Below are 23,045 nucleotides of genomic sequence, written 5' to 3'. Positions count from 1 at the left end.
TTTATTCGCCGCAAATATTCTGTAGCCGGACCCAGTCGCGGTCCGGCAGCACCTGTTCCAGCGCCCTTCCCGCCATCGGATCCGCTTCGATCAGGCCAAGAACCGTTTCGCCGGTCACATCACGGGCATAGGCGTAGGGGGTTGAGGGAAGCGCGCTTTGCGAGAACATCGCCAGCACGTCGTCGTCAGAAATGGCCGGACGGGGCTGTGACAGGACCTGCTCGGTATATGTGTCGATAATCTCGGGCGTCAGTCCGCCGGTTGTCAGCAGCCTGAAGGCAGAGGTCGCGCCGGTTCTGTCCAGCAGGTCATCAAGCGGATCCTTATGCGCGGCCCGCGCCCGTTCTGCAATCACATAACCCGCTGCGACAGCAGGGTCTTCGTAATCCTCGACCAAAGCACGGCTGAGCAGGACAGTGCCGCCAGGCAAGCTGAGGCTGTCTTGAACGCCTGCTGGCAGAATGATGATCTGCCGTACGCCAGTGCGCCGGGCCAGCTGTTCCAATGAATCCCGTGCATCCCGCGACGTACAGGCCTGGCCCGAAACACGCTCGATCCGATGCAGGATCATATCGCCGATCTCTTGCCGCTTGACCTGGGGCACGACCGAGACAACGTGGTTTTGCAGTGCACCCGGCAGCCAGAACAGCAACAGGGCCAGCACGGCGGCCACGACGCCTCCGACACTCAGCCAGCGCAAACGCCCCGGGTGGGGGCGGGACCGATCAATAGCGCGCTGCAATCGGTCGATCGCTTCAAGCATCGTGGTTTCGGATTCGGTCAGCTCAAGCGTTTCATCCGGATCACCGTCCGGGTTGAATATGGCCGGAAAGGAACCAGGGTTCTGGCGTTCAAGTGCTGCCAGCGACCAGTGGGTCAGCGCCCTGTCATTGAAATCGGAAATGGTCAGGGTGGCTTCACCGATAGACACCACAACCTCGCGCCGCTGTTCATCGGGCGAAGGGCGCCACAGACCGGTGGCTTCGATCCGCTGGTACTGTTTCAGGGCCGTCATCTGGGTGGGTCTGCTCGAATTTGTTTTGCTGCAGCTTAGCATGGTGAAATCGCAGGGCGCAAACCTGTTGCGCAGTCATTGCGAATTGTGCTGGATACCCGAAAGGATCGAGACTGTCGGTCCACGATCACAATCAGGACACGACTTCATGCAGGCGCATTCCTCATCTTCTGCTGTGCTGGCTTCGGCCCTGATGGTAAGTGCCATGGCAATTATCGGCGTCATCGACAATGTTGTGATCCTTTTGGCCGAAACCGTCGGGCTGTGGCAGTTTCATCTGACCCGTGCATTGTTGATGCTGCCGCTGATCGTCGGCCTGTCGTTTCTGGGGCTGGGTAGGCTGCGGCCTGTGCGATGGGGACCTGTCATTTTGCGCAGCGCCCTGATCACCACAGCAATGTTCTTTTATTTTGCATCCCTTGCCATGATGCCAATTGCGCAGGCGCTGGCAGGGTTGTTCACATCACCGATTTTTGTGCTGTTAATCTCCTCTCTGGTGCTCAGACAATCGATAGGGCCGTGGCGCATACTGGCCGTGCTGATTGGATTTACCGGCATCCTTCTGGTGTTGCAGCCAAACCCCAGCGATTTCGACCTGCGTACGTTGGTGCCTGTGGCGGCGGGGTTTTTCTATGCCTTCAGTTCGATCCTAACGCGTACGCATTGTTCGCGGGAAAGCACTGTGGCCATGCTGGCTGTCATGGTCATAACAATGGGTCTGGCCGGGGCGTTGGGGGTCACGTTCCTGACAATCTCGCCGGTTGTTACGGCAGACGGTGCCGAGGGGTTTGTTACGCGTGGGTGGGTCTGGGATATGGGACCTGCCATACCGTGGCTGGTTACTCAGGCTGTCGGTTCAACAATCGCGGTTTTCATGCTGATCAAGGCATATCAAGTGGGTGAGCCGTCTTATGTGGCGGTGTTCGAGTATTCTGTCATGATCTTCGGCCCGCTCTTCGCATTTGTGGCCTTTGGGCAAACCATTGGCGTCTTTCAGATTTCGGGCATCCTTATGATTGCGGCAGCGGGTCTGTTGCTGGGGTGGCGCGCCAGTCGATCATCTGAACAGCAAAAAGTCGCCTGACGCGATTGGGCCGTATGCACGCCCAAGCCAGACCGTTTCGTTACTTCCGTATCCGGTGAAACGCCGTGGATTCGGTGGATCGACAAAAGGCATTCGTTTCAGAAATGGCAAAAATGTCTGATGAGAGTCCTGGAGTGTCCACGAAAACCATCGGCAATTACGCGGAATTGGTCAAAATTGGGCGCAAATATGTCTGAAATGTGACGGGCCGAATATTTGGTGTTAGCTCATTGGCATAAATGTTTTGTGCCAAAAGGGGGTAAGGCACGTGTCCGAAGTAACAAGTATTTCTGTTTATCTGGATCAGCTGCCAGAAGTTGATCGAACCAACAATAAACAGGCGGTAAATGCGCGCCGTGGCGGGTTTTTGCACGGCACCAAGATCGCCACGACTGCCGGGTGGAAGCCGGTCGAACGGATCACGGTGGGTGATCTGGTTAGAACCCTCGATCACGGGTTCAAAGAGGTACGGCGCATCTCGATAAGCGTTGTGGTCATTCCAGCCGATGAATGCCGGGTCGAGTTCCTGCCGGTCCTCGTACCTGCCCGCGCCGCATATAACGGGCGACCTGTCTGGTTGATGCCCGAACAGGGCATGGCGCTGAACCTGTCCCGGATCAACGCCAAGGCCGATGGACCTTCGGTGGTGCCAGCGCGTTTGCTGAACGGCGCCGGTCACCTGACGTCACAGGCACCGGGGTCGTCTTTCGAAGTGTTTTCCTTGTTCTTTGATGATGATCAGGTGATTTTTGTCGAGGGCGGATTGCAGGCCTATTGCCCGTCCGGTCGCTTCAACATGCGCGGTGCAACCACCGGAACACGGTACGATGTCGCGGCCGAAGAGGTGGCCTCCGACCTGATCCACTCACTGATAAGCAAGGGCGATATGTCGGCTCTTGCCAACCCATTGGGTGCGCTGCCTGCACCCATTCCCCAGGAACCGATATTTCCGATCCGCCCGCCATTTGGGGTCAGGCGACCGGGTCGACCGGGACGCCCAAGCGCGCCGGTTCTGTTCCTGCGGCCCGAATGGCAGATCTAACCAAACACTGACAAGAACGATGCGGGCGCATGGTGACATGCGCCCGCGTCATTGGATTAAGCGGCTTTTGCTTCAGGGTTGAAGCGACCGTAGAAGCTCTGACCTTTTTCTGCCATCTCGCGCAGCAGCGTCGGGCAGGCAAAGCGTTCACCGTAATTCTCGGCCAATTGATCGCAACGTTCGGCCGCGTAGGGCGTGCCGATGATGTCCAGCCAGCTGAACGGACCACCCGACCATGGTGCAAAGCCCCAGCCCAGAATTGCGCCGACATCGCCCTCGCGGATGTCTTCCAGAACACCCTCTTCCAGCGCGCGGACGGCCTCCAGAACCTGAGCAAACATCAGACGTTCCTGCACTTCGATCAGGTCAGGCTGGTCATCGGCAAGCGGATACTTGTCTTGCAGGCCCTTCCAGTATTCGACGCGCTTGCCCTTCTCGTCATAGTCGAAGAAACCGGCATTCGCCTTACGGCCCAGACGGCCCTGTTCCTCTATCCAGAAGATCAAATCGTCTGAGGGGCTTTCCGGATAGGCATCGCCCATCGCCGCCTTTGTCGCGCGGGCGATCTTTGCACCCAGATCAATCGAGGTTTCGTCGGTCAGCTGGATCGGACCGACCGGGAAGCCCAACTGCCGCGCGGCGTTGTCGATCAAAACAGGGCTGACGCCTTCAGTGACCATGCGCGCGCCTTCGTTGATATATGGAATGATGCAGCGGTTTGCGTAGAAGAAACGCGCATCGTTGACCACGATCGGGGTCTTGCGGATCTGACGCACATAGTCCAGCGCCTTGGCCACTGCACGATCCCCGGTTTCCTTGCCCTTGATGATCTCGACCAGGAACATCTTTTCGACCGGTGAGAAGAAGTGGATGCCGATGAACTGGTCAGCCCGAACCGAGGCTTTGGCCAGATCGCTGATCGGCAGGGTCGATGTGTTTGATGCAAAGATGCAATCTTCGGGGATAATCGCCTCGACCTTCTTGGTCATCTCAGCCTTGACGCCCATGTCCTCAAAGACCGCTTCGATGATCAGGTCACACCCTTTCAGGTTGTCCAGATCCGGCGTCGCGGTGATGCGACCCAGCATGGCCTCTTTTTTCTCAGCCGTGACCTTGCCGCGCTTCATGCCTTTGTCCAGGTAGGTCTCGGAATAGGCTTTGCCTTTGTCGGCAGCCTCCTGATCGCGGTCGATCAGAACCACTTCCATACCGGCCTGCGCCGATACCAGAGCGATACCAGCCCCCATCATGCCTGCGCCCAGAACGCCGATCTTCTTGACGGACTGATCCGGAACGCCTGCAGGACGCACGGCACCTTTTTCCAGTGCTTCCTTGTTCAGGAACAGCGATCGGATCATCGCACCAGACGACGGGTTCATCAGCACAGACGTGAACCAACGCGCTTCGATTTTCAGCGCGGTGTCGAAATCGACCAGAGCGCCTTCGTAAACCGCGCTCAGCAGAGCCTTGGCTGCCGGGAAGGCCCCTTGGGTCTTGCCATTCACCATCGCCGACGCGCCAACGAAGTTCATGAAGCCCGCAGGATGATAAGGGGCGCCACCGGGCATTTTATAACCCTTCGCGTCCCAAGGCTTGACCAGATCGGCGTCCTTGGCGCTCAGAACCCACTCCTTGGCTGCTGCCACTGGATCGGCTGCGATTTCGTCGATATAGCCTGCGCCCTTGGCTTTCTTGACGTCCAGCATTTTGCCTTCCAGCAACAGCGGAGCCGCCGCAATGGCGCCAACTTTGCGGACCATACGGGTGGTGCCGCCCGCGCCAGGGAAGATGCCGACCATGATCTCGGGCAGGCCGTACTTTGCCTTTGGGTTTTCGGCTGCAAAGATACGATGGGTAGACAGGGGCAGTTCCATACCGATGCCCGCAGCGGTCCCGGGCAGAACGGTAGCAATCGGCTTGCCGCCTTTCTTGGTCTTGGGGTCCATACCCGCCAGTTCGATCTTGCGCAGCAGGGCGTGCATTTTCATCGTGCCCTCGAACAGACCCTTGGCCGGATTGTCGCCCGCCTGTTCTTTCATCACCGCCAGCAGGTTCAGGTCCATGCCGCCTGCAAATGACCCTTCTTTGCCCGAAGTAACAATGATGCCTTTCACCTCATCGTCGGCCAGCGCCTGATCGATGCAATCGCTCAATTCTGCCAGCCCGTCAAAGGACATCACGTTCATGGTCTTCCCGGGCACGTCCCAGGTGATCGTGGCGACGCCGTCTGCGTCTTTGCTCAGAGTGAAATCAGTCATTGTCATCTCCAATCTGGTCAGCCGTCAGCGGGCTGCCATCCTTGCGGGTGAAGGAGAATCCGTTCTCATCAACCTTCACCATCATGTCCATGTCGCTGTAATAGCCGGTCTCGGTCGGGGTCCGTGTGCCCACCACCAGAAAGGTCATGGGCGCATCGGTGTTGTTCACAAGGTGATGGCCGTTGGCCTCACCTGCGGGCCAGGCGGCGCAATCGCCGGGCTGCATCTCGTGCTCGCCATCATCATCGACCAGCGTGCACGAGCCGCTGAGGATGATGGCAAACTCGTCCTGCTTCATGTGGTAATGGCGCAGCGATGACAGGCCCTGCGGATCCAGCCGCACGATGTTGACCCCGTATTGGGTCAGCCCGCCCGCATCGCCCACGCGCTGCGCAAAGCGACCTGTGGTCGCTTCGGCCAGCTTGCCGGGATAGGCCGAGCCGCCCTGAAACGGGATCTGAGAAAGATCCAGCTTAGGCATCAGACACGCTCGATAATGGTTGCCGCACCCATGCCGGATGCAATGCAAAGCGTGGCCAGACCGGTTTCCTTGTCCTGACGCTCAAGTTCATCCAGCAGCGTGCCGATAATCATTGCACCCGTGGCACCCAGCGGGTGACCCATCGCGATCGAGCCACCGTTGACGTTGACCAGTGCGGGATCGACATCAAATGCCTGCTGGAACCGCAGCACGACCGAGGCGAAAGCTTCGTTCACTTCAAACAAGTCCAGATCGCTGATCTTCATGCCATTGTCGGCCAAAATCTTCTCGGTCACCGGAACCGGGCCAGTCAGCATGATGGTCGGATCAGTGCCAATCTTGGCGGTTGCTTTGATGCGGGCACGCGGCTTGAGGCCGTATTTCTCGCCAAATTCCTTGTTGCCGATCAGAACAGCAGCGGCTCCGTCCACGATGCCCGAGCTGTTGCCGGCGTGGTGGATGTGGTTCACGCGCTCAAGATGGGGGTATTTCAGCATCGCAACCTTGTCGAAGCCAGGCATCTGTTCGCCCATCATAGCGAATGACGGGTTCAAAGCGCCGAGGCTTTGCATATCGGTGCCCGGACGCATGTATTCATCGCGGTCCAGAATGGTCAGACCGTTTTGATCCTTGACGGTGATCACGGATTTTTCAAACCGGTTGTCGGCCCATGCTGCCGCCGCACGTCTTTGCGATTCAACCGCCAGCGCATCCGCGTCATCACGGGTAAAGCCATACTCGGTCGCGATGATGTCGGCCGAGATGCCCTGAGGCACGAAATAGGTCTCCATCGCCAGCGAGGGGTCAACAGCGATTGCTGCACCGTCGCTGCCCATGGCCACGCGCCCCATCATCTCGACACCGCCTGCAATATAGGCATCGCCCGCGCCGCCTTTCACCTGGTTTGCGGCCAGGTTCACGGCTTCCATGCCCGAGGCGCAGAAACGGTTGATCGCCAAGCCCGGGATCGACTGGTCGAGGTCGGATGCCAGAACGGCCGAGCGCGCCAGACAGCCGCCTTGCTCCATCACTTGCGTGACGTTTCCCCAGATCACGTCTTCGACGGCGTGACCTTCCAGGTTGTTGCGCTCTTTCACCGCGTTCAGGGTCAGGGCGGACAGGCGCACCGAGGTTACCTCGTGCAGGCTGCCATCCTTGCGGCCCTTGCCGCGCGGCGTGCGCAGGGCGTCATAGATATAGGCTTCGGTCATGGGTTTTCTCCTCAAGCTCGATCCGACGGGTTGCCGGGCATCAGGTCATAGGGGTGCTTCCAACCGGGCTGTTCGGACAAGCGGGTCAGCCAGGCGTCGATATGGGGCCAGTCGGCACGGTCAAAACCGAATGGTTCAGGGTAATACAGATAGCCGCAGCAGCTAAGGTCGGCGTTGGTCACACCATCACCAACGATCCAGTCGCGGCCGTCCAGGTGGTTGTTCAGGATCTCATAAGCTGCCTTCAAACGCCCTTTATTGAATGCAATGACATCAGGGTTGCGGTGCTGCTCGGGTAGGAAATTGATCAGGAACCGCGTCAAACCTGCCATTGAGCTGAGTTTGTGATTGTCCCACAAAACCCAACGCAGAATATCGTAGTCTTCTTCCCGGTCCTTGCCACCGAACTTGCCGGATTTCTCCGTGACATAGGCCTGAATCGCACCGGATTGGCTGGTGTGAAAATCTCCATCGACCAGAACTGGTGCTTCACCCAACTCGTTTACGTCAGCACGATATTCTGGCGTGCGGGTTACACCTTTGAAGAAATCGACAAAGACCGGTTCCCACTCCAAACCGGACATTTCCAGAGCCAAAGCAGCCTTGTAGCTGTTTCCACTTTCTCCGAAGCAATGAAGTTTGATGGTCATGTGCTCGCCCCTCCCAAGGCGCATGTGGCTAGGCCGGATTTGAGTATTTTTGAAAAGATGAAGGGCAGTAGGTAACGTTTCATCAACCATCTTCGTATTCAGTGGTCGTGCGGTACAGGCTGGAGAGCCGATGACCGCAAAAGGTGAAGTCGTTCCTGTCCTGATGGCGAGTGTGCCCGGTGGCAGGGACGCATCGCCGCTTCATCTTTTCACAAATACTCCCGCCGGAGGCGTCCGGCATTCAAATTAAAGTCGCCGTTGAGTTTTCTCCGCAGCAGTTCACCTCTTCCGTGCCTCAAGTTCGGAATTGAAGATGCGCAGGCGGTGGGTCAGGTTCTCCTCATCAATCACGCTGTTGAAATTCTCGAACAAGAAAGACAGCGCTTCACCTTCGTCCAGACCGGCATCACGCGCGAACGCTTTGAGTTTGCGATACCCATCTTCAGTCATCGCAACCGGAAAGCGGCGGGTCAGGCGAAAACGTTTTGGCATTTGGTCTCCTCCGGTAAGCTGGGTCCGGGCGGTGTTGCCCGGACCCAGACTGAGATCAGAAGTTCGCCGCGTCCAGTGCCATTACCGTGTCCGCGCCGGTCTGGATTCGCGCCAGATGCATCGCTGTCGCGGGCAGGCGGCGGGCCATGTAGAAACGGCCGGTGGCAATCTTGGTCTCGTAGAATTCTTTGTCCGAGGCTCCACCATCCAGCGCTTCCTGAGCCGCTTTCGCCATTTGCGCCCACATCAGGCCCAGGCAAACATGGCCGAACATGTGCATAAAGTCATAGGAACCGGACAATGCGTTATTCGGGTTCTTCATGCCTTCCTGCATGAAATACATGCCAGCGGCCTGAAGATCCTTGGATGCGGCTTTCAGCGGTTCGATGAACGCCTTGTCGTATGCTTCGTTCTGGCCCGCGTTTTCCTTGCAGAAGGTTTTGACCATCTCGAAGAACGCCATGACGTGCTTGCCGCCATCCTGCGCCAGCTTGCGACCCACAAGATCAAGCGCCTGAACGCCATTTGCACCTTCGTAGATCATCGCGATGCGGGCGTCGCGGGTATATTGCGACATGCCCCATTCTTCGATGTAGCCATGGCCACCATAGACCTGCTGCGCCTGAACGGTCATGTCGTAGCCTTCGTCGGTCAGGAAGCCTTTGATGACCGGGGTCAGCAGCGAGATCAGCCCGTCCGCATCCTTGTCTCCCGCGCGGTGCGCCTTGTCGATCATGGTCGCGCCCCAAAGGATGAACGCGCGCGCGCCTTCGGTAAAGCTTTTCTGATCCATCAGGTTGCGACGGATATCAGGATGCACGATCAGAGGATCGGCCGGACCATCCGGGTTCTTGACACCGGTCACATCGCGACCCTGCAAACGGTCCTTGGCGTATTCCAGAGCATTCTGATAGGCCGCTTCGGCTTGCGACAGGCCCTGCATGCCCACCCCCAGACGCGCTTCGTTCATCATGGTGAACATGGCGCGCATGCCCTTGTGCTCTTCGCCCAGCAGCCAGCCGGTGGCTTCGTCATAGTTCATGACGCAGGTCGAGTTGCCGTGGATACCCATTTTCTCTTCGATCTTGCCGACCGATACGCCGTTGCGCTCGCCCAGGCTGCCGTCTTCGTTCACAATGAACTTGGGCACAATGAACAGCGACACGCCTTTGATGCCCTCGGGGCCACCCGAGATCTTGGCCAGCACCAGATGGACGATGTTGTTTGCCATGTCGTGGTCGCCAGCCGAGATAAAGATCTTCTGGCCGGAGATCTTGTAGCTGCCGTCACCCTGCGGTTCTGCTTTGGTGCGCATCAGGCCCAGATCGGTGCCACAATGCGGTTCGGTCAGGTTCATGGTGCCGGTCCATTCGCAGCTGACCATGTTGGGCAGGTATTTGTTCTTCTGCTCGTCTGTCCCGTGCGCCAGAATGGCCGAGGCCGCGCCGTGGGTCAGGCCCTGATACATGGTGAAAGCCTGGTTGGAGCCCGAGAACATCTCACCCACAGCTGTGCCGATCACGTAAGGCATGTTCTGGCCACCATACTCTTCCGGCATGTCGAGGCCAGTCCAGCCACCTTCCTTCATCTGCTCGAAGGCGTCTTTGAACCCGGTAGGGGTGTACACAATGCCGTTTTCCAACCGGCACCCTTCGGTGTCACCAACAACGTTCAAAGGATGCAGGACGTTGGTGGCAACCTTGCCTGCTTCTTCCAGAACTGCGCCGGTGAATTCGGGCTCCAGTTCGTCATAGCCGGGGATGTCCGACTGCGAGACTTTCAGAACATCGTGCAGAATGAACTGCATGTCTTTGGTTGGCGCGTTGTAAACGGGCATGTGAAGCTCCCTTAATTCATATGTCCGGAAGGCAGGGCGAGGTTACTCGGCCGCCTTCTTTTCCTGTTTCATCGAGGCGATGACTTTCTCGCCCCAGCGCAACTGCTCTTTCAGATCGTCGATGGCCTGCGTCAGCTCTTCGCGGCGCGATTCCATGTCAGCCAGACGCTCGCACGCGATTTCATAAGTGCGATTCATCTGGGTGACCTGTTGATCGCCCACATGGTAGAGATCCAGCAGCTGTCGAATTTCCTCGAGGCTGAACCCGAATCTTTTGCCGCGCAGGATCAGCTTCAGCCGCGCCCGGTCACGTTTGGTGAACAGACGTTTTTGGCCTTCGCGGATCGGGAACAGTAGTTCCTTTGCCTCATAGAACCGCAAGGTGCGTGGTGTGACATCATAGGTCTCGCACATCTCGCGGATGGTCATCACATCTTCGGTCATTCGTCATACTCTCGTCACTGGCGTCATGAAACATGAGTTGCGCAGTTGGTGGGTGCTTTACAACATGTGAGTGACGTTTACGTAATCCAGACGCTGCGTCACTTTGAAGTTGACGTAACATCCGTGCACGTAAGGGGCTTTCGGCGTAATTTTGTTACCGTTACGTCAACTGATTTCCGGCATGAATAAACGGGTGCCTTGAAGGGGATGCGCACCGGTTTCGACAGGTTCTGCCACCTGCAATGCTTGATTATGAAATATCGGAAAAGGTTATTCCAGCGACTTGGCCGTTTGGTCGCGCAGGCTTTTGAGTTCGTCCATTGCCTCATCCAGTTGCTGTCGCTGCTGCTGAAGCTCACTCATCTGGCGGTCCGCCATTTCGACAAAGGTGGCCATCTGGGCCTCGTTTCCCTGATCTTCATAGATCAGTAGCCATTGGCGAATCTCTTCTAGAGGAAAACCAAACTTTCGGCCGCGCATGATCAGTTTCATCCGCGCGCATTCCCGGGGCCCGTAAAAGCGCGAACGCCCTTCGCGGTCCGGTTGCAAAAGCTCGATATATTCGTAGTAGCGCAGGGTGCGCGGCGTCACGTCAAACTCGGCGCACATTTCTTTGAATGACAAACGGTTGTTGGACATTCCCGGTCTCCTCGTCAGCAACCTAGGCGGTCCCGATCCCAAGCGCAACAGGTAGGCTTGCTCTTTACCGGAACACCGGCTCATAAAGGCGGTGCAGAGAACAGGACGCATACTTATGGTCGATAAGACAGTTTTAGCCCGCCAGTTTATCGAGGCGATCCCCCATGCGCGGGCATTGAACCTTACGCTCACGCAGATCGGCGAGGGTGAGGCAGAGATAACTCTGCCCTACAACAAAGACCTGATCGGGGATCCGCGTACAGCGGTGATTCATGGGGGAGCGATATCCACGATTCTGGACACCTGTTGTGGCGCTGCGGTGATGAGCCACCCATCGGCCCCCGGAGGAACCGCAACAATCGATCTGCGGATAGACTATATGCGCGCGGCGACGCCAGGTCAGACGATTACTGCACATGCCGTCTGTCACCATATCACGCGAAACGTTGCCTTCGTGCGGGCCACCGCAATGGACAACGACACGGACCTGCCGGTGGCGACAGCCTCAGGGTCCTTTACGGTTGAAGAGAAGTAATATGCCAAGACCTCGTCCCGAGCCGATGCAGGTGGTCAAGCAGCGCCGCGATGCAGCCCTGCGTGCGCTTGTCGACGGCGTACCGTATATACGTTTCCTGAACATCAGTTTTGACAGGCGCGGGGATGAGCTGACCGGCGTTTTGAATTTCGATGACAAGTTGATCGGCAATCCGTTTCTGCCTGCAATTCATGGTGGTGTGACGGCTGCCTTTTTGGAAGTGACAGCCGTTATCACGCTGAGCTGGGAACACATGTTCCCAAGTATTGAAAGCGGAGAGATCGATGCAGAGGCCATCGTGTCAGACGAAAGCATCCGGTTTCCCAAGACGATCGACTTTACCGTTGACTATCTGCGTTCGGGCTTGCCGCGAGACGCCTATGCGCGGGCATTTATCAGCCGGTCGGGGCGGCGTTACGCCTCGGTACGGGTTGAAGCCTGGCAGGACAATCATGCGAAACTGTTTGCGCAGGCCTCCGGGCATTTCCTGATGCCGCAACCGCCTCGGGGCAAGAGCTGACCATGCAGGACGCCTCGGCGCCCATCACGCATCGACGGGTACTGAAGATCGCTGTGCCGATTGTCCTGTCGAACGCCACCGTTCCGATTCTGGGGGCAGTTGATACCGGCGTTGTCGGCCAGTTGGGGCAGGCTGCGCCTATTGGTGCGGTCGGGATCGGTGCAGTGATCCTGTCAACGATCTACTGGATCTTCGGTTTCTTGCGGATGGGAACCACCGGGATGGCGGCGCAGGCACGCGGGGCAGGCGACGCTGTTGAAACCCGGGCATTGCTGATGCGCGGCCTGATGCTTGGCGGCGCGGCTGGGCTGTTCTTTATCCTTACACAAGTGGCCGTGTTCGCGGGTGCGTTCGCTTTATCTCCGGCGAGCCCCGAGGTCGAAACGCTCGCCCGCGCCTATCTTGAGATTCGAATTTGGGGGGCGCCAGCAACTATCGCGCTTTATGCGGTTACCGGATGGTTGATTGCGGTTGAACGCACGCGTGGGGTTTTTGTTCTTCAGGTCTGGATGAACGGATTGAACATCGTTCTGGACCTGTGGTTTGTGCTTGGTCTTGGCTGGGGTGTCGAAGGGGTTGCCATAGCCACTTTGATCGCGGAATGGACAGGTCTGGCGCTGGGCCTTTGGCTGTGTCGGGATGGGTTCGAAGACGGAATCTGGCGTGACTGGGCCCGCATATTTGACGCTGCCCGACTGCGCCGGATGTTGCAGGTCAACGGCGATATCATGATCCGGTCGGTTTTGCTAACCGGATCCTTCACGACCTTTCTTTTCGTCGGTTCGGATCTGGGTGATGTCAATCTGGCGGCCAATCAGGTCTTGCTTCAGTTTCTTGAAATCACGGCTTTCGCGCTGGACGGGTTCGCCTTTTCCGCCGAGGCGCTGGTCGGAAGCGCGGTGGGTGCCAGAGACAGGTATCAGGTGCGCCGCGCGTCTGTCATGACCTCGCAATGGGGTGTTGGGGGTGCCCTGTTACTGGGTGTGGTTTTCTTTGTCGCCGGACCGGCGTTGATCGACCTCATGTCAACATCGCCGCAGGTGCGCGAGGCCGGGCGCGAGTTTCTTGTCTGGGCCGCGTTGGCACCCGTTATCGGCGTGGCAAGCTGGATGTTTGACGGCATCTACATAGGTGCAACATGGACCCGGGCCATGCGTAGCGCGATGTTCCAATCGGTCGCTATCTATCTGGTTGCGCTGTTCATTCTGGTGCCAAGTTTCGGAAATCACGGCCTGTGGGCCGCGTTGATGGTGCTTAACATCGCACGTGGCGTGACTTTGGGGTGGCGCTATCCCAAGCTCGAGGCGCAGGTGGCCTAGAGCAGCGTAAGAAGGTTTTCCGATGGACGCCCGATGGCAGCCTTATCGCCCGCAATGGCAAGCGGACGTTCAATCAGGATCGGGTTTTCAGCCATGGCCCGGATCAGGGCGTCGTCTGGCGAGGTCTTTGTCAGCCCCAGTTCCTTGAACCGGGATTCTCCGGTGCGCATCATCTCGACGGGCGAAAGCCCCAAGGCGGATTGTGCCGCTCGCAGCTCATCAATTGATGGTGCATCCTCAAGATATTTGCGCACCGTGACCCGTGCACCATTTTCTTCCAGCAATGCAAGACCAGCGCGGGATTTTGAACAGCGCGGGTTGTGCCAATATTCGATCATAGCCAGTCCTCTCGTTTGCTGCCGACGGCTTGGGCTACATTCTCAAAGCCGTCGCGGGCCAGCAGTTCATCCAGCCCGTTCGCAATGTCAGCCGCCAGAGAAATGCCGCCATACACCATCGCCGTATAGAACTGCACAGCAGATGCCCCGGCGCAAATCTTGGCATAGGCCTGTTCCGCATTGCTGATGCCACCCACGCCGATCAGGGGAATGTCACCTCCGGTCAACTGGCTGAGCCGTGCCAGAACACGTGTTGATTTCTCGAACAGCGGTGCGCCGGACAATCCGCCGGTTTCACCTTTGTGCGAACTGCGCAACCCGTCACGCGACAGGGTGGTGTTGGTGGCGATCACGGCATCCACACGGGTCTCGCGCGCAACATCGGCAATGTCCTGCAACTCGGCATCGGTCAGGTCCGGCGCGATTTTCAGGAAGATGGGCAGTGGGCGAGGCAGCGCATCACGGGTTTCAATCACACCGTTCAAAAGCGCGCTTAGCGCCGCCTTGCCCTGCAAATCCCGCAGCTTTTCCGTATTCGGGGATGACACGTTGACCGTGGCAAAATCCAGATGCGCGGCACAATGCGCCAGCACCTTTACGAAATCACCCGCGCGATCCTCGCTGTCCTTGTTGGCGCCCAGATTCAGGCCGATCACCGCATTTTGGGGGCGATCAGCAAGCCGTTTTTCCATCACCTCCATGCCTTCGTTGTTGAAGCCAAAACGGTTGATCGCCGCTTTGTCCTCGGTCAGGCGAAACAGGCGTGGTTTGGGGTTTCCCGGTTGCGGGCGCGGTGTGACGGCCCCGACTTCGATGAAACCGAACCCTGCGCGCGACAGCGGCGTCAGAACTTCACCGTTTTTGTCGAAGCCCGCGGCCAATCCTACCGGGTTAGGCAGGTCCAACCCGGCAAGGCTTGTTTTCAGGCGCGGCGTTGTCACCGGCCCCGGCGCAGGCGCAAGCCCCGCCTTCAAAGCCCTGATCGACATCCCGTGGGCGGTTTCGGGGTCCATGCAGTGCAGGGCTGCAAGCCCGAATTTCTCGGTCAGTTTCATCCGAACGCTTTCCTGCTTTCGCTTGATCCGCACCGGATCAGGCGCGAGGTCTCTACCGCAGCCTGCCGATGGACCACCGCCGCCCGGTAGGCCGGATCGGTCACCATTTCAAGAAACGCATATGCAGTCGGATAGCGTGCGATAAAGACGGCATCCCATACCTCATCAGCCGGTCCGATCAGTGTCGTTTCAAAGACACCCCGCCATAGGATGCTTGCCCCGATACGGCCAATGATTGGGGCGGTTTCAGTCCCGTATTTCTGATAGGCCTGCGCCCCGGTCAACCCTGCGCCCGCCAATTCATGTGATTTGGGATACTGCGCCTCGGCGCGGAACTTCACCAGATTGAGCATTTCGATCGGCTGGTCGCGGTCCAGGGCCTTGAACGCCTCGAACTGGCCGCGATCCGGATCGACATAAGATATCATGCCATGTCCTCGGGAAACTGATGTGCCGTGCCGACAAAAGGCAGGGGTCGCGCCCAGACAACGTCGCTTAACCTGATCTGACGATACAGATGTGGAAACAGGGCGTCTCCTCGCGACACTTCCCATTTCAGGTCATCGCCCATGGCATCGGCATCACAGGCCAACAGCGTAAGCCCTTCAACGCCCGCAAAATGCTTGGCAGCGGTTTCAGCAGCTTGTTCAGCGGTAGAAAAGTGAACAAACCCGTCTGACACGTCAATGGGTGCTCCGTCTGTGGCGCCCAGACTTTGCAGTTCAGCCCATTCGACGGCTCGGAAAATCTTGTAGATCAGCATGATGACCTGATGCCCCGCACGGCGCTTGGAATCAAGCTGGATTTCTCCTTTGACTCTCGGTCGACATAAGCGCACGATCCCCGGCAATAATAACAGGGAGTTCCAAGATGTTGACCCGATTTTTAACTTCGGTCGCGGTGGTGGGCCTGACGGCGGGTGCCGCAGCAGCCGATTACAAGCTGACAATTCTGCACACCAACGATTTCCATTCGCGCTTTGAGCCGATCAACAAATACGACAGCGGTTGCGGTGAGGAAGACAATGCAGAAGGCAAATGCTTTGGCGGATCGGCGCGCCTTGTAACGGCAGTTGCCGACGCGCGCGCACGGGCAGAGAATTCGATTCTGGTGGATGGAGGTGACCAGTTCCAGGGGTCCCTTTTCTATACCTATTACAAGGGCAAGGTCGCAGCCGAGTTCATGAACAAGCTGGGCTATAATGCCATGACCGTTGGCAACCACGAGTTTGATGACGGCCCCGAAGTGTTGCGGGGGTTCATCGACTCGGTCGACTTCCCGGTCCTGATGTCCAACGCCGATATTCACGACGAAGAGCTTTTGACGGACAGGATCAAGAAATCGACCGTTATCGAAGTAGGCGGCGAGAAGATCGGCTTGATCGGCCTGAGCCCAATCGACACGGATGAGCTTGCCTCGCCCGGCCCCAATGTCACGTTCTCGGACCCGGTGCCAGCTGTGCAGGCCGAAGTCGATAAACTGACAGGTGAGGGTGTCAACAAGATCATCGTTCTCAGCCATTCCGGCTATGGCGTCGATCAGCGTGTCGCGCAAGAGACGACTGGTGTTGACGTGATCGTCGGCGGGCATTCGAACACGTATCTTTCGAATGTGTCGGATAAGGCGGCAGGTCCGTACCCAACAGTGGTAAACGGCGTACAGATCGTTCAGGCCTATGCCTATGGCAAGTTTCTGGGCGAATTGAACGTCACTTTCGATGACGATGGCAAAGTGATCGAGGCAGCTGGCGAGCCTTTGATCATGGACAACGCTGTGACCGAGGATCAGGCCGCGCTGGACCGGATTGCGGAACTGGCGGTGCCTTTGGATGAAATCCGCAACAAGGTTGTTGCAAGCGCTGCAGAAGCCATTGAAGGGGATCGCTCAATTTGCCGCGTGCAGGAATGCCAGATGGGCAACCTGGTTGCCGATGCGATGCTGGCGCGTGTGGCGGATCAGGGCGTTCAGATTGCCATTGCCAACTCGGGTGGGTTGCGGGCTTCTATCGATCCCGGTGATGTGACCATGGGCGAGGTTCTGACGGTGTTGCCTTTCCAGAATACACTGTCGACCTTTGAAATCAGCGGACAGGGTGTCATTGACGCACTCGAAAATGGCGTAAGTCAGGTGGAAGAAGTGAAAGGCCGATTCCCGCAGGTCGCCGGTCTTAGCTTTACCTGGGACCCAAGCGTGGCACCGAACGAGGGGCGCGTCAGCGAGGTGATGATTGCCGAGGGTGACGGTTTTATTCCGATCGACCCGAACAAGACCTACCTGGTCGTCACCAACAACTACGTCCGCAACGGTGGTGACGGGTACAAGATGTTCGAAGGCGATGACAAGAACGCCTATGACTTCGGCCCGGACCTTGCGGATGTCACCGCGGAATACCTGGCGGAAAATGCGCCCTATCAGCCCTATGTAGACGGGCGTATCAAACAGAAGTAACTTGGTTTACGACAAAGACAAAAGCCGCATCCCTGTGATGCGGCTTTTTTGTTTGGGAACGGATCAGCTGAAATCATATTCCGGCCAGAGTTTCGGATCGAACCCGTCCAGCATCGGTTTGATGTGCTCAGCAACCCCGCGCCAGCCGCCGATAGACTTGGTCGAGATCTTGTTGCGCACCTGATCGATGCTTGCCGTACGTACCTGTTTGGTGTTTTTCTCGGGGTGCATCATCGTTTCGGTCCACTCCAAATCGCAGAACGCAGCGACCTGCTGGCTGTAGGTTTTCGGGTCGGCCACCAGTTCTTCGTAAGGTACCGTCAGAATACGATTTCCGAACACGGTATCCCAATGCGCCATATAACGACGATACATATTTGCCGAATGGGCGATGGCTTGCATATTCGAGGCATAGCGCATTCCGCCCGCAGGAAAACATCTGATCCATTTGGACAATCCAACATCACGCGGATCGCGCAGCATGTTGATAATCTTTGCCTTTGGGAAGGCAGACAGCAGGAATCCAATACGTTGATAATTGTGCGGCATCTTGTCGACAAAGGCGACAGAGTCGCCCGGAATGGGCGGCATCAATTCGAGGAATTCCCGCGCAAGCTCGGACGCTTTGGCAGCGTCATACTTCTGGCCTTTTTTCTCATACTCACGCGACAGATCGGCCCCCAAAGTCAGTTCGCCGCAACCGGAAATTCCGGGGGCTGAACTCAGCATCATTTCCATCAATGTCGTGCCCGAGCGAGGTTGACCCAGTACAAAGATCGGTGCTGGCCCCTCGGCAAAGCCGGACTCTGGTGCATCGGAATCGACAGGGAACAAGCTGGTGATCCGGAACAGTTTTTCCTCTTCATCCGCCGGGACATAGGGGTTGCCTTGGTGCTGAATTTCATTGGCCCGTGCATAATGCGGCATGGCGGCATTCAACCCGTCTAACTTTGAAATCAAATGAGCCTTGGCGAACTGGAGTTCCAGCTTATCATCTCCCTTTTCGGAGATGGCTTTATTAACGGCTTCCAGCAGCTCCGGAGCTTCTTCTGTGGTTGCAATTGCCGATAATTGCAGCAAAGCCGACATATGCTCGGGTTCGTTTTGAAGAACGCGCCTCAGTATTGCCTTGGACTCGTTCTTTTCACCCGTTTGGTGAAGGTTTACAGACTTAATAAGGGCAATCTTTGTGTTCTCGGGGTCCAACTCGTAGGCGCGGGCGACATCCCGCGAGTTTTCATCGTCAAAGCCGATATTGGCGTAAGCTCTGGCACGTTTTGCAAGAAGGTCCACATTGTCTGGATCGCTCTCCAGCTTCTTGCTCGCATGTTCGATCATCATGCGCCAATTGGTGCCTTTGAGGTGAATTTCATCCAGCACGCGGTTCAATTCCTGGTTGTTGGGGAATTGCTCCAGCTTTTGTTCGGTATAGTCCAGGGCTTTGGAAATTTGCCCGGTCTGCATCAATGCATTCGCCAGGTTTTCGACAAACTGCAGGTCGTCCGGTTTCATCCGCGAGGCTTCAACAAAATGCGGAATAGATTTCTTGTATTGCTTCATCTCGGTCAAAACAAAGCCGGCGATGGCATGATAATCCGAGTCTTTTGGGAATTTCTTGACACCCAGCTGGGCCTTTTTCAAAGCTTGCGGCAGCTTGCCTGCTTCCAGAAGCGCCAGTGCTTTGCTCTTGAGGGATTGCGTTGTCTGGTATTCCATGTGACCCCGTGAGATCCTGTGCCTGTATCAAGAATGTATCGGTGGTTCATTACCCATGTGCGGACGGTTTGCAATAACTCTTCCCAACGACGCAATGGCGCAGCTGTTTTCAGCGCGCCCGGCAAATGCGCTACCTGTGGTGCCGAATTTCAATGTTTGTCCGACAAATCAGGTACATGTCGTGCGTAGCGGCGAAACAGGCCGCCATCTGGATGCGCTGCGCTGGGGATTTCTGCCACATTGGTACAAGACCGAAACGGCGGGGCCGTTACTGATCAACGCCCGGGCCGAGACCCTGGCGGACAAGCCCGCCTTTCGCGATGCCTGCCGGACGCGCCGCTGCCTGATCATAGCGACTGGGTTCTATGAATGGACAAAAACCAAACAGGGAACGCGCCTGCCTTGGTATATCCACCGTCAGGACAAAGCTCCCATTGCCTTTGCCGGGGTCTGGCAGGACTGGGGCCCTGAAAGCGAACGGCAGGGCACCTGTGCTATCGTGACGACGGCTGCCAACAAATGGCTTGAGGTCATCCATCAGCGAATGCCCTTGATCGTAGAACCCAATGACTGGCCATTGTGGTTGGGTGAAGCCGGAAAAGGGGCCGCGCGGCTGATGCAGCCGGGGAACGAGGATGTGTTGACCTTCCACCGGGTCGGGCCTGCGGTGAACTCGAACCGGGCCAGCGGGCCAGAGCTGATCGAACCTTGTGACGCGTGACCTTTTCATCGGAAACGCAGCAAGCTAGACCTTCGGCATGGCTCTGAAATTTCCTGACCTGACCCAACTTTACGCGCACGGCTATGATACCGTGATCGACGTTCGCAGCCCTGCCGAGTTTGCCGAAGATCATCTGCCGGGTGCAATAAACCTGCCTGTGCTGAACAACGAGGAACGCGCCCGGGTCGGAACCATTTATGTACAGGACAGCCCCTTTCTGGCGCGCAAGCTGGGTGCTGTTATGGTATTCCGCAATGCAGCCAATCACATCGAACACCACCTCAGCCATCATGACGGAGCGTGGCGCCCCTTGGTCTATTGCTGGCGCGGTGGACAGCGTTCCGGATCATTCACATGGATGTTGCAGCAAATTGGCTGGCGCGCCGAAGTGGTAGACGGCGGCTATCGTACCTACCGTCGATTGGTGAACGCTTATTTGTACGATGATCCCTTGCCACATCGGCTGATCGCGCTGGATGGCTACACGGGCACCGCAAAGACCGATCTTTTGGCTCTGTTGCACGCACGAGGCGTACAGATTCTGGACCTTGAAGCGCTGGCCAACCATCGCGGGTCCTTGCTGGGCGAAAGGCCAGGGGGGCAGCCCAGTCAGAAGGGGTTTGAATCTGCCCTGTCTGCTGCGCTGTGTTCAATGGATCCGGCGCGTCCAGTCGTGGTCGAAGCGGAATCATCCAAAATTGGCAGCTTGATCCTGCCGCCCAGCCTTTGGAACGCGTTGTGCAAGGCTCCGCGTGTGAACATTACGGCTTCAATTGAAGCCCGTTCTGCCTATCTGGTTCGGGCTTATGACGACATTCTGTCTGACAGTGACCGATTGCGGGACCGGTTGTCACCGCTGCGGTTCCATCGCGGGCATGAGGTCGTTGACGGATGGCTGCGATTGATTGATGCGGGTCAAAAACAGGCGCTGACACGGGCCTTGATGGAACAGCATTATGATCCCGCATACGCCAAATCCCGGCAATCCCGCCCGGTGCAGGTATTGGCCAGTTTTGATGTGGAAACTTTGGACAACACGGGGCTGAGCAACGCGGCCGCGCAAATTGAAAGCCTTCTGGATCAGCTTTGAAGGCGCAAACCCGGTGTGTCGGTCAGCTGGCCAATGATCATTGCCGTATATCCCGCGTCCAGAAGATCTTGCAAAAGGGTTTCGGCGTCCTTCGCATTCACGGCGGCCAGCAAACCCCCGGCTGTTTGCGGGTCAAAAAGCAGCGCCGCCTTGCCCCCGGACGGAAGATCGGGCGCAATCGCGTTGTTGTCGGCAAAAATCGTTGACCGGACCCCCTGATCCGTCAGCGCAAGCGCGCCGTCCATCACCTTTACCGCGTCCAGTTCAAGCGTAGCGCCGCAATGCGATGCGTCGCAGATGCCTTGCAGATGCCCGGCCAGACCAAACCCGGTCACGTCGGTCATCGCATGGGCGTTGGCCAAAATGCGGGCTGCATCGCCCTGGGGCTGTGTCATATGTTTGTAGGCTGCCGCGACCCAGGCCCCTTCGGCAAGACCAGCCATTTCCGCCGCCATCAGAACACCGCTTCCCAAGGGTTTTGTCAGGATCAGGCGATCCCCCGGCTGACCACCCGCCAATGTAATCGGGGTAGCCTTGCACAGGCCAGTCAGCGTGAAACCGACAGTCATCTCATCGCCCATTGAGCTGTGCCCGCCCACGATTTCCGCGCCCGCAGCCCGCATGACGTCACTCGCGACTGACATGATTTCGGACATTGTGCGGCTTTGCAGGGCGGCAGACATGCGCGGCAGGATGATTGTTGCCGTGGCCGCCTGAGGTGCGGCCCCCATGGCCCAGATATCCCCCAGGGCGTGAACGGCAGCGATCCGCGTCATAAGTGCGGGATCGTTGGTGAAAGCCCGCAGGTGGTCAGACGTCATGACTTGCTGCGCCCCGCCTGTTTGCAAAAGCGCGGCATCGTCGCCGGGTAGGGCGGTGATGTCGGTACGAGCAGGGGCGGGGAGGGATTTCAGGGCGAGTTGCAATGCGTCGCGCCCGACCTTTGCTCCACATCCGCCGCACATGGGCTTTTCACCCAAAACCTCATCAAGCCCGGTTGCCCGGACGCGTGGCAGGGCGGGCGGTGTCATTTGCGGCAGGTCGCGAAACTTGTTCATAAAGGTCTGGTCGATATGGTTCTTCCATGTCCACATCAACGGGCCGCTGAACGATGTTCCCAAACGCTCGGCCAGTGCTGACTTGCCACCCAGTGAGATCAGTTTGAGATAATCTTTTTGCGGTGTGTATTTTCGCATCTGTCCCGCGCCGAGCGCTGCGCGAAGATTATCGTACAAAACCGGCGCTTCGCGCACCGCATAGACACCAGCCTTCGGTCTGGGGTTGTCCGTAAGATGGGCGCAATCCCCGGCGGCAAACACAGCCGGATCACTGGATTGCAGGTAGCCGTTCACTCGGATGTGTCCGTCCTGAAGGTCAAGCCCTGTGTTTGCGATCCAGTCATAGGCGCGGGCTCCGGCGGCACCGGTCACGAAACCAGCCGGAATTGTGCGCCCGTCCTGTAGTTCCACGTGATCCTGCCCGATCCGGGTGATCACCGCGTTTTCAATCACCTCCACACCAAGGTCATGCATTGCAATCCGGATTGTTGCCGCCGCCTTGGGTTTGGTTGCAGTCAGGGCCGAGGCCCTATCGATCAGGGTAATCTGTGCCGCCCGCCCCCTGGCCTTCAACGCATGTGCCATCGCCATGACCAGTTCGACGCCCGCGACGCCGCCACCGATCACAGCGACCGAGGCCGGGCCTTGACCCTTTAGATACTCGGCCCATTTCGCAGCAAAAGGTCCCAGCGGCTTGGCTGGCACTGCATGTTCCGCAAAGCCTGGCAAGGCGGGCATGTCCGACGTGATCCCTACATTGACCGAAGCCACGTCGAAGCCTACCGGAGGATGCCCGAGGACATGCACTTCGTGTGTTTCGGTATCGATGCCATTGACCGTGCCCAAGATCACCCGCGCACCTGCGAAACGGGCCAGTCTGACAAGATCGATATCCAGCTCCCACCGGTCGTAATGTCCGGCGACATATCCGGGCAACATCCCGGAATAGGGAGCGGTGGGGCCGGGGTTGATCACGGTTACCCGCGCGCCGGGCAAAGGGCTCATTCCCCATTTGCGCAGCAGCAGAGCATGGGTGTGGCCGCCGCCAATTAAAACCAGATCACGGGTCAGGGGCAGCGGAGATGTGTGCAT

23 protein-coding genes are annotated in these 23,045 nt (G+C 57.7%); 8 read left to right on the top strand and 15 right to left on the bottom strand.

Going from position 1 to position 23,045, the window contains the following annotated elements; genetic code table 11:
* Window position 1 precedes the first annotated feature (1 nt).
* A complete protein-coding gene (locus ACR0D9_RS07470; RefSeq protein WP_480538218.1) occupies window positions 2–1,015 on the bottom strand; it encodes a hypothetical protein in 1,014 nt (337 codons plus the stop codon).
* Window positions 1,016–1,163: 148 nt separating this feature from the next.
* Between ACR0D9_RS07470 and ACR0D9_RS07465 the strand changes: the two genes are divergently transcribed.
* Window positions 1,164–2,099, top strand: coding sequence for a DMT family transporter (locus ACR0D9_RS07465; protein WP_480538216.1), 936 nt, complete (start codon window positions 1,164–1,166; stop codon window positions 2,097–2,099).
* Between the two features lie 268 nt (window positions 2,100–2,367).
* Window positions 2,368–3,141: a Hint domain-containing protein gene (locus tag ACR0D9_RS07460; RefSeq protein WP_480538214.1), complete on the top strand. Its 774-nt coding sequence runs from the start codon at window positions 2,368–2,370 to the stop codon at window positions 3,139–3,141.
* Window positions 3,142–3,197: 56 nt separating this feature from the next.
* Here the strand turns inward: ACR0D9_RS07460 and ACR0D9_RS07455 are convergent, their stop codons facing one another.
* The 8 genes from ACR0D9_RS07455 to ACR0D9_RS07420 all read right to left on the bottom strand — a co-directional run bounded on the left by ACR0D9_RS07455 (window position 3,198) and on the right by ACR0D9_RS07420 (window position 11,153).
* Window positions 3,198–5,399 (bottom strand): 3-hydroxyacyl-CoA dehydrogenase NAD-binding domain-containing protein, encoded by a 2,202-nt coding sequence (locus tag ACR0D9_RS07455; RefSeq protein WP_480538212.1) that lies wholly within the window; start codon window positions 5,397–5,399, stop codon window positions 3,198–3,200.
* Window positions 5,392–5,880 carry a cupin domain-containing protein gene (locus tag ACR0D9_RS07450; protein ID WP_267364657.1) on the bottom strand — a complete coding sequence of 163 codons (489 nt, stop codon included), beginning with the start codon at window positions 5,878–5,880 and terminating at the stop codon, window positions 5,392–5,394. Before ACR0D9_RS07450 ends, ACR0D9_RS07455 begins: the two co-directional genes overlap by 8 nt.
* Window positions 5,880–7,091 carry an acetyl-CoA C-acetyltransferase gene (locus tag ACR0D9_RS07445; RefSeq protein ID WP_480484257.1) on the bottom strand — a complete coding sequence of 404 codons (1,212 nt, stop codon included), beginning with the start codon at window positions 7,089–7,091 and terminating at the stop codon, window positions 5,880–5,882. The genes ACR0D9_RS07450 and ACR0D9_RS07445 overlap by 1 nt, the downstream gene beginning before the upstream one ends.
* A gap of 11 nt (window positions 7,092–7,102) precedes the next feature.
* A complete protein-coding gene (locus ACR0D9_RS07440; RefSeq protein ID WP_480484256.1) occupies window positions 7,103–7,741 on the bottom strand; it encodes a glutathione S-transferase family protein in 639 nt (212 codons plus the stop codon).
* Window positions 7,742–8,020: 279 nt separating this feature from the next.
* A complete protein-coding gene (locus tag ACR0D9_RS07435) occupies window positions 8,021–8,233 on the bottom strand; it encodes a hypothetical protein (protein ID WP_209503252.1) in 213 nt (70 codons plus the stop codon).
* 55 nt (window positions 8,234–8,288) lie between these two features.
* The gene (locus tag ACR0D9_RS07430; protein ID WP_480538210.1) at window positions 8,289–10,070 is read right to left on the bottom strand and encodes an acyl-CoA dehydrogenase C-terminal domain-containing protein; all 1,782 of its coding nucleotides are present in this window, start codon (window positions 10,068–10,070) and stop codon (window positions 8,289–8,291) included.
* 42 nt (window positions 10,071–10,112) lie between these two features.
* Window positions 10,113–10,514 (bottom strand): MerR family transcriptional regulator, encoded by a 402-nt coding sequence (locus ACR0D9_RS07425; RefSeq protein ID WP_209503256.1) that lies wholly within the window; start codon window positions 10,512–10,514, stop codon window positions 10,113–10,115.
* A 270-nt stretch (window positions 10,515–10,784) separates the two neighbouring features.
* On the bottom strand, window positions 10,785–11,153 hold the full coding sequence (locus tag ACR0D9_RS07420) for a MerR family transcriptional regulator (RefSeq protein ID WP_480485170.1): 369 nt from the start codon (window positions 11,151–11,153) through the stop codon (window positions 10,785–10,787).
* Window positions 11,154–11,268: 115 nt separating this feature from the next.
* Here ACR0D9_RS07420 and ACR0D9_RS07415 point away from each other — a divergent pair, with 115 nt between their 5' ends.
* Genes ACR0D9_RS07415 through ACR0D9_RS07405 form a run of 3 tightly spaced genes read left to right on the top strand, consistent with a single transcriptional unit; the run spans window position 11,269 to window position 13,527 of the window.
* Window positions 11,269–11,688, top strand: coding sequence for a PaaI family thioesterase (locus ACR0D9_RS07415; RefSeq protein WP_480538208.1), 420 nt, complete (start codon window positions 11,269–11,271; stop codon window positions 11,686–11,688).
* Window position 11,689: 1 nt separating this feature from the next.
* Complete coding sequence (locus ACR0D9_RS07410; protein WP_267364663.1) at window positions 11,690–12,208, top strand: PaaI family thioesterase; 519 nt, start codon at window positions 11,690–11,692, stop codon at window positions 12,206–12,208.
* Window positions 12,209–12,210: 2 nt separating this feature from the next.
* Window positions 12,211–13,527 (top strand): MATE family efflux transporter, encoded by a 1,317-nt coding sequence (locus ACR0D9_RS07405; RefSeq protein ID WP_480538206.1) that lies wholly within the window; start codon window positions 12,211–12,213, stop codon window positions 13,525–13,527.
* On the opposite strand, the gene arsC is transcribed toward ACR0D9_RS07405, so the two are convergent.
* The 4 genes from arsC to ACR0D9_RS07385 are packed head-to-tail and all read right to left on the bottom strand — an operon-like array spanning window position 13,524 to window position 15,683.
* Window positions 13,524–13,865, bottom strand: coding sequence for an arsenate reductase (glutaredoxin) (arsC, locus tag ACR0D9_RS07400; protein WP_480538204.1), 342 nt, complete (start codon window positions 13,863–13,865; stop codon window positions 13,524–13,526). The two genes, ACR0D9_RS07405 and arsC, sit on opposite strands and share 4 nt — an antisense overlap.
* Window positions 13,862–14,920 carry a quinone-dependent dihydroorotate dehydrogenase gene (locus ACR0D9_RS07395; protein WP_480538202.1) on the bottom strand — a complete coding sequence of 353 codons (1,059 nt, stop codon included), beginning with the start codon at window positions 14,918–14,920 and terminating at the stop codon, window positions 13,862–13,864. The genes arsC and ACR0D9_RS07395 overlap by 4 nt, the downstream gene beginning before the upstream one ends.
* Window positions 14,917–15,348 (bottom strand): DUF1330 domain-containing protein, encoded by a 432-nt coding sequence (locus ACR0D9_RS07390; RefSeq protein WP_480538200.1) that lies wholly within the window; start codon window positions 15,346–15,348, stop codon window positions 14,917–14,919. Before ACR0D9_RS07390 ends, ACR0D9_RS07395 begins: the two co-directional genes overlap by 4 nt.
* Window positions 15,345–15,683 (bottom strand): DUF952 domain-containing protein, encoded by a 339-nt coding sequence (locus ACR0D9_RS07385; protein WP_209503272.1) that lies wholly within the window; start codon window positions 15,681–15,683, stop codon window positions 15,345–15,347. Before ACR0D9_RS07385 ends, ACR0D9_RS07390 begins: the two co-directional genes overlap by 4 nt.
* 107 nt (window positions 15,684–15,790) lie before the next feature.
* On the opposite strand from ACR0D9_RS07385, the gene ACR0D9_RS07380 reads away from it, so the two are divergent.
* On the top strand, window positions 15,791–17,368 hold the full coding sequence (locus ACR0D9_RS07380) for a bifunctional metallophosphatase/5'-nucleotidase (RefSeq protein WP_480538198.1): 1,578 nt from the start codon (window positions 15,791–15,793) through the stop codon (window positions 17,366–17,368).
* A 63-nt stretch (window positions 17,369–17,431) separates the two neighbouring features.
* On the opposite strand, the gene ACR0D9_RS07375 is transcribed toward ACR0D9_RS07380, so the two are convergent.
* Window positions 17,432–19,084 carry a tetratricopeptide repeat-containing sulfotransferase family protein gene (locus ACR0D9_RS07375; RefSeq protein ID WP_480538196.1) on the bottom strand — a complete coding sequence of 551 codons (1,653 nt, stop codon included), beginning with the start codon at window positions 19,082–19,084 and terminating at the stop codon, window positions 17,432–17,434.
* Window positions 19,085–19,139: 55 nt separating this feature from the next.
* Here ACR0D9_RS07375 and ACR0D9_RS07370 point away from each other — a divergent pair, with 55 nt between their 5' ends.
* Both ACR0D9_RS07370 and mnmH read left to right on the top strand, forming a co-directional pair.
* Complete coding sequence (locus ACR0D9_RS07370; RefSeq protein WP_480485180.1) at window positions 19,140–19,805, top strand: SOS response-associated peptidase; 666 nt, start codon at window positions 19,140–19,142, stop codon at window positions 19,803–19,805.
* A 37-nt stretch (window positions 19,806–19,842) separates the two neighbouring features.
* Complete coding sequence (gene mnmH / locus ACR0D9_RS07365) at window positions 19,843–20,895, top strand: tRNA 2-selenouridine(34) synthase MnmH (RefSeq protein ID WP_480538194.1); 1,053 nt, start codon at window positions 19,843–19,845, stop codon at window positions 20,893–20,895.
* On the opposite strand, the gene selD is transcribed toward mnmH, so the two are convergent.
* On the bottom strand, window positions 20,886–23,045 hold the full coding sequence (gene selD, locus ACR0D9_RS07360; protein WP_480485182.1) for a selenide, water dikinase SelD: 2,160 nt from the start codon (window positions 23,043–23,045) through the stop codon (window positions 20,886–20,888). The genes mnmH and selD overlap by 10 nt on opposite strands.

The organism is Ruegeria sp. AK11 (assembly GCF_056541095.1).
The sequence above is the reverse complement of the archived record's forward strand: the minus strand, read 5'-3'. Positions and strand labels throughout refer to the sequence as shown.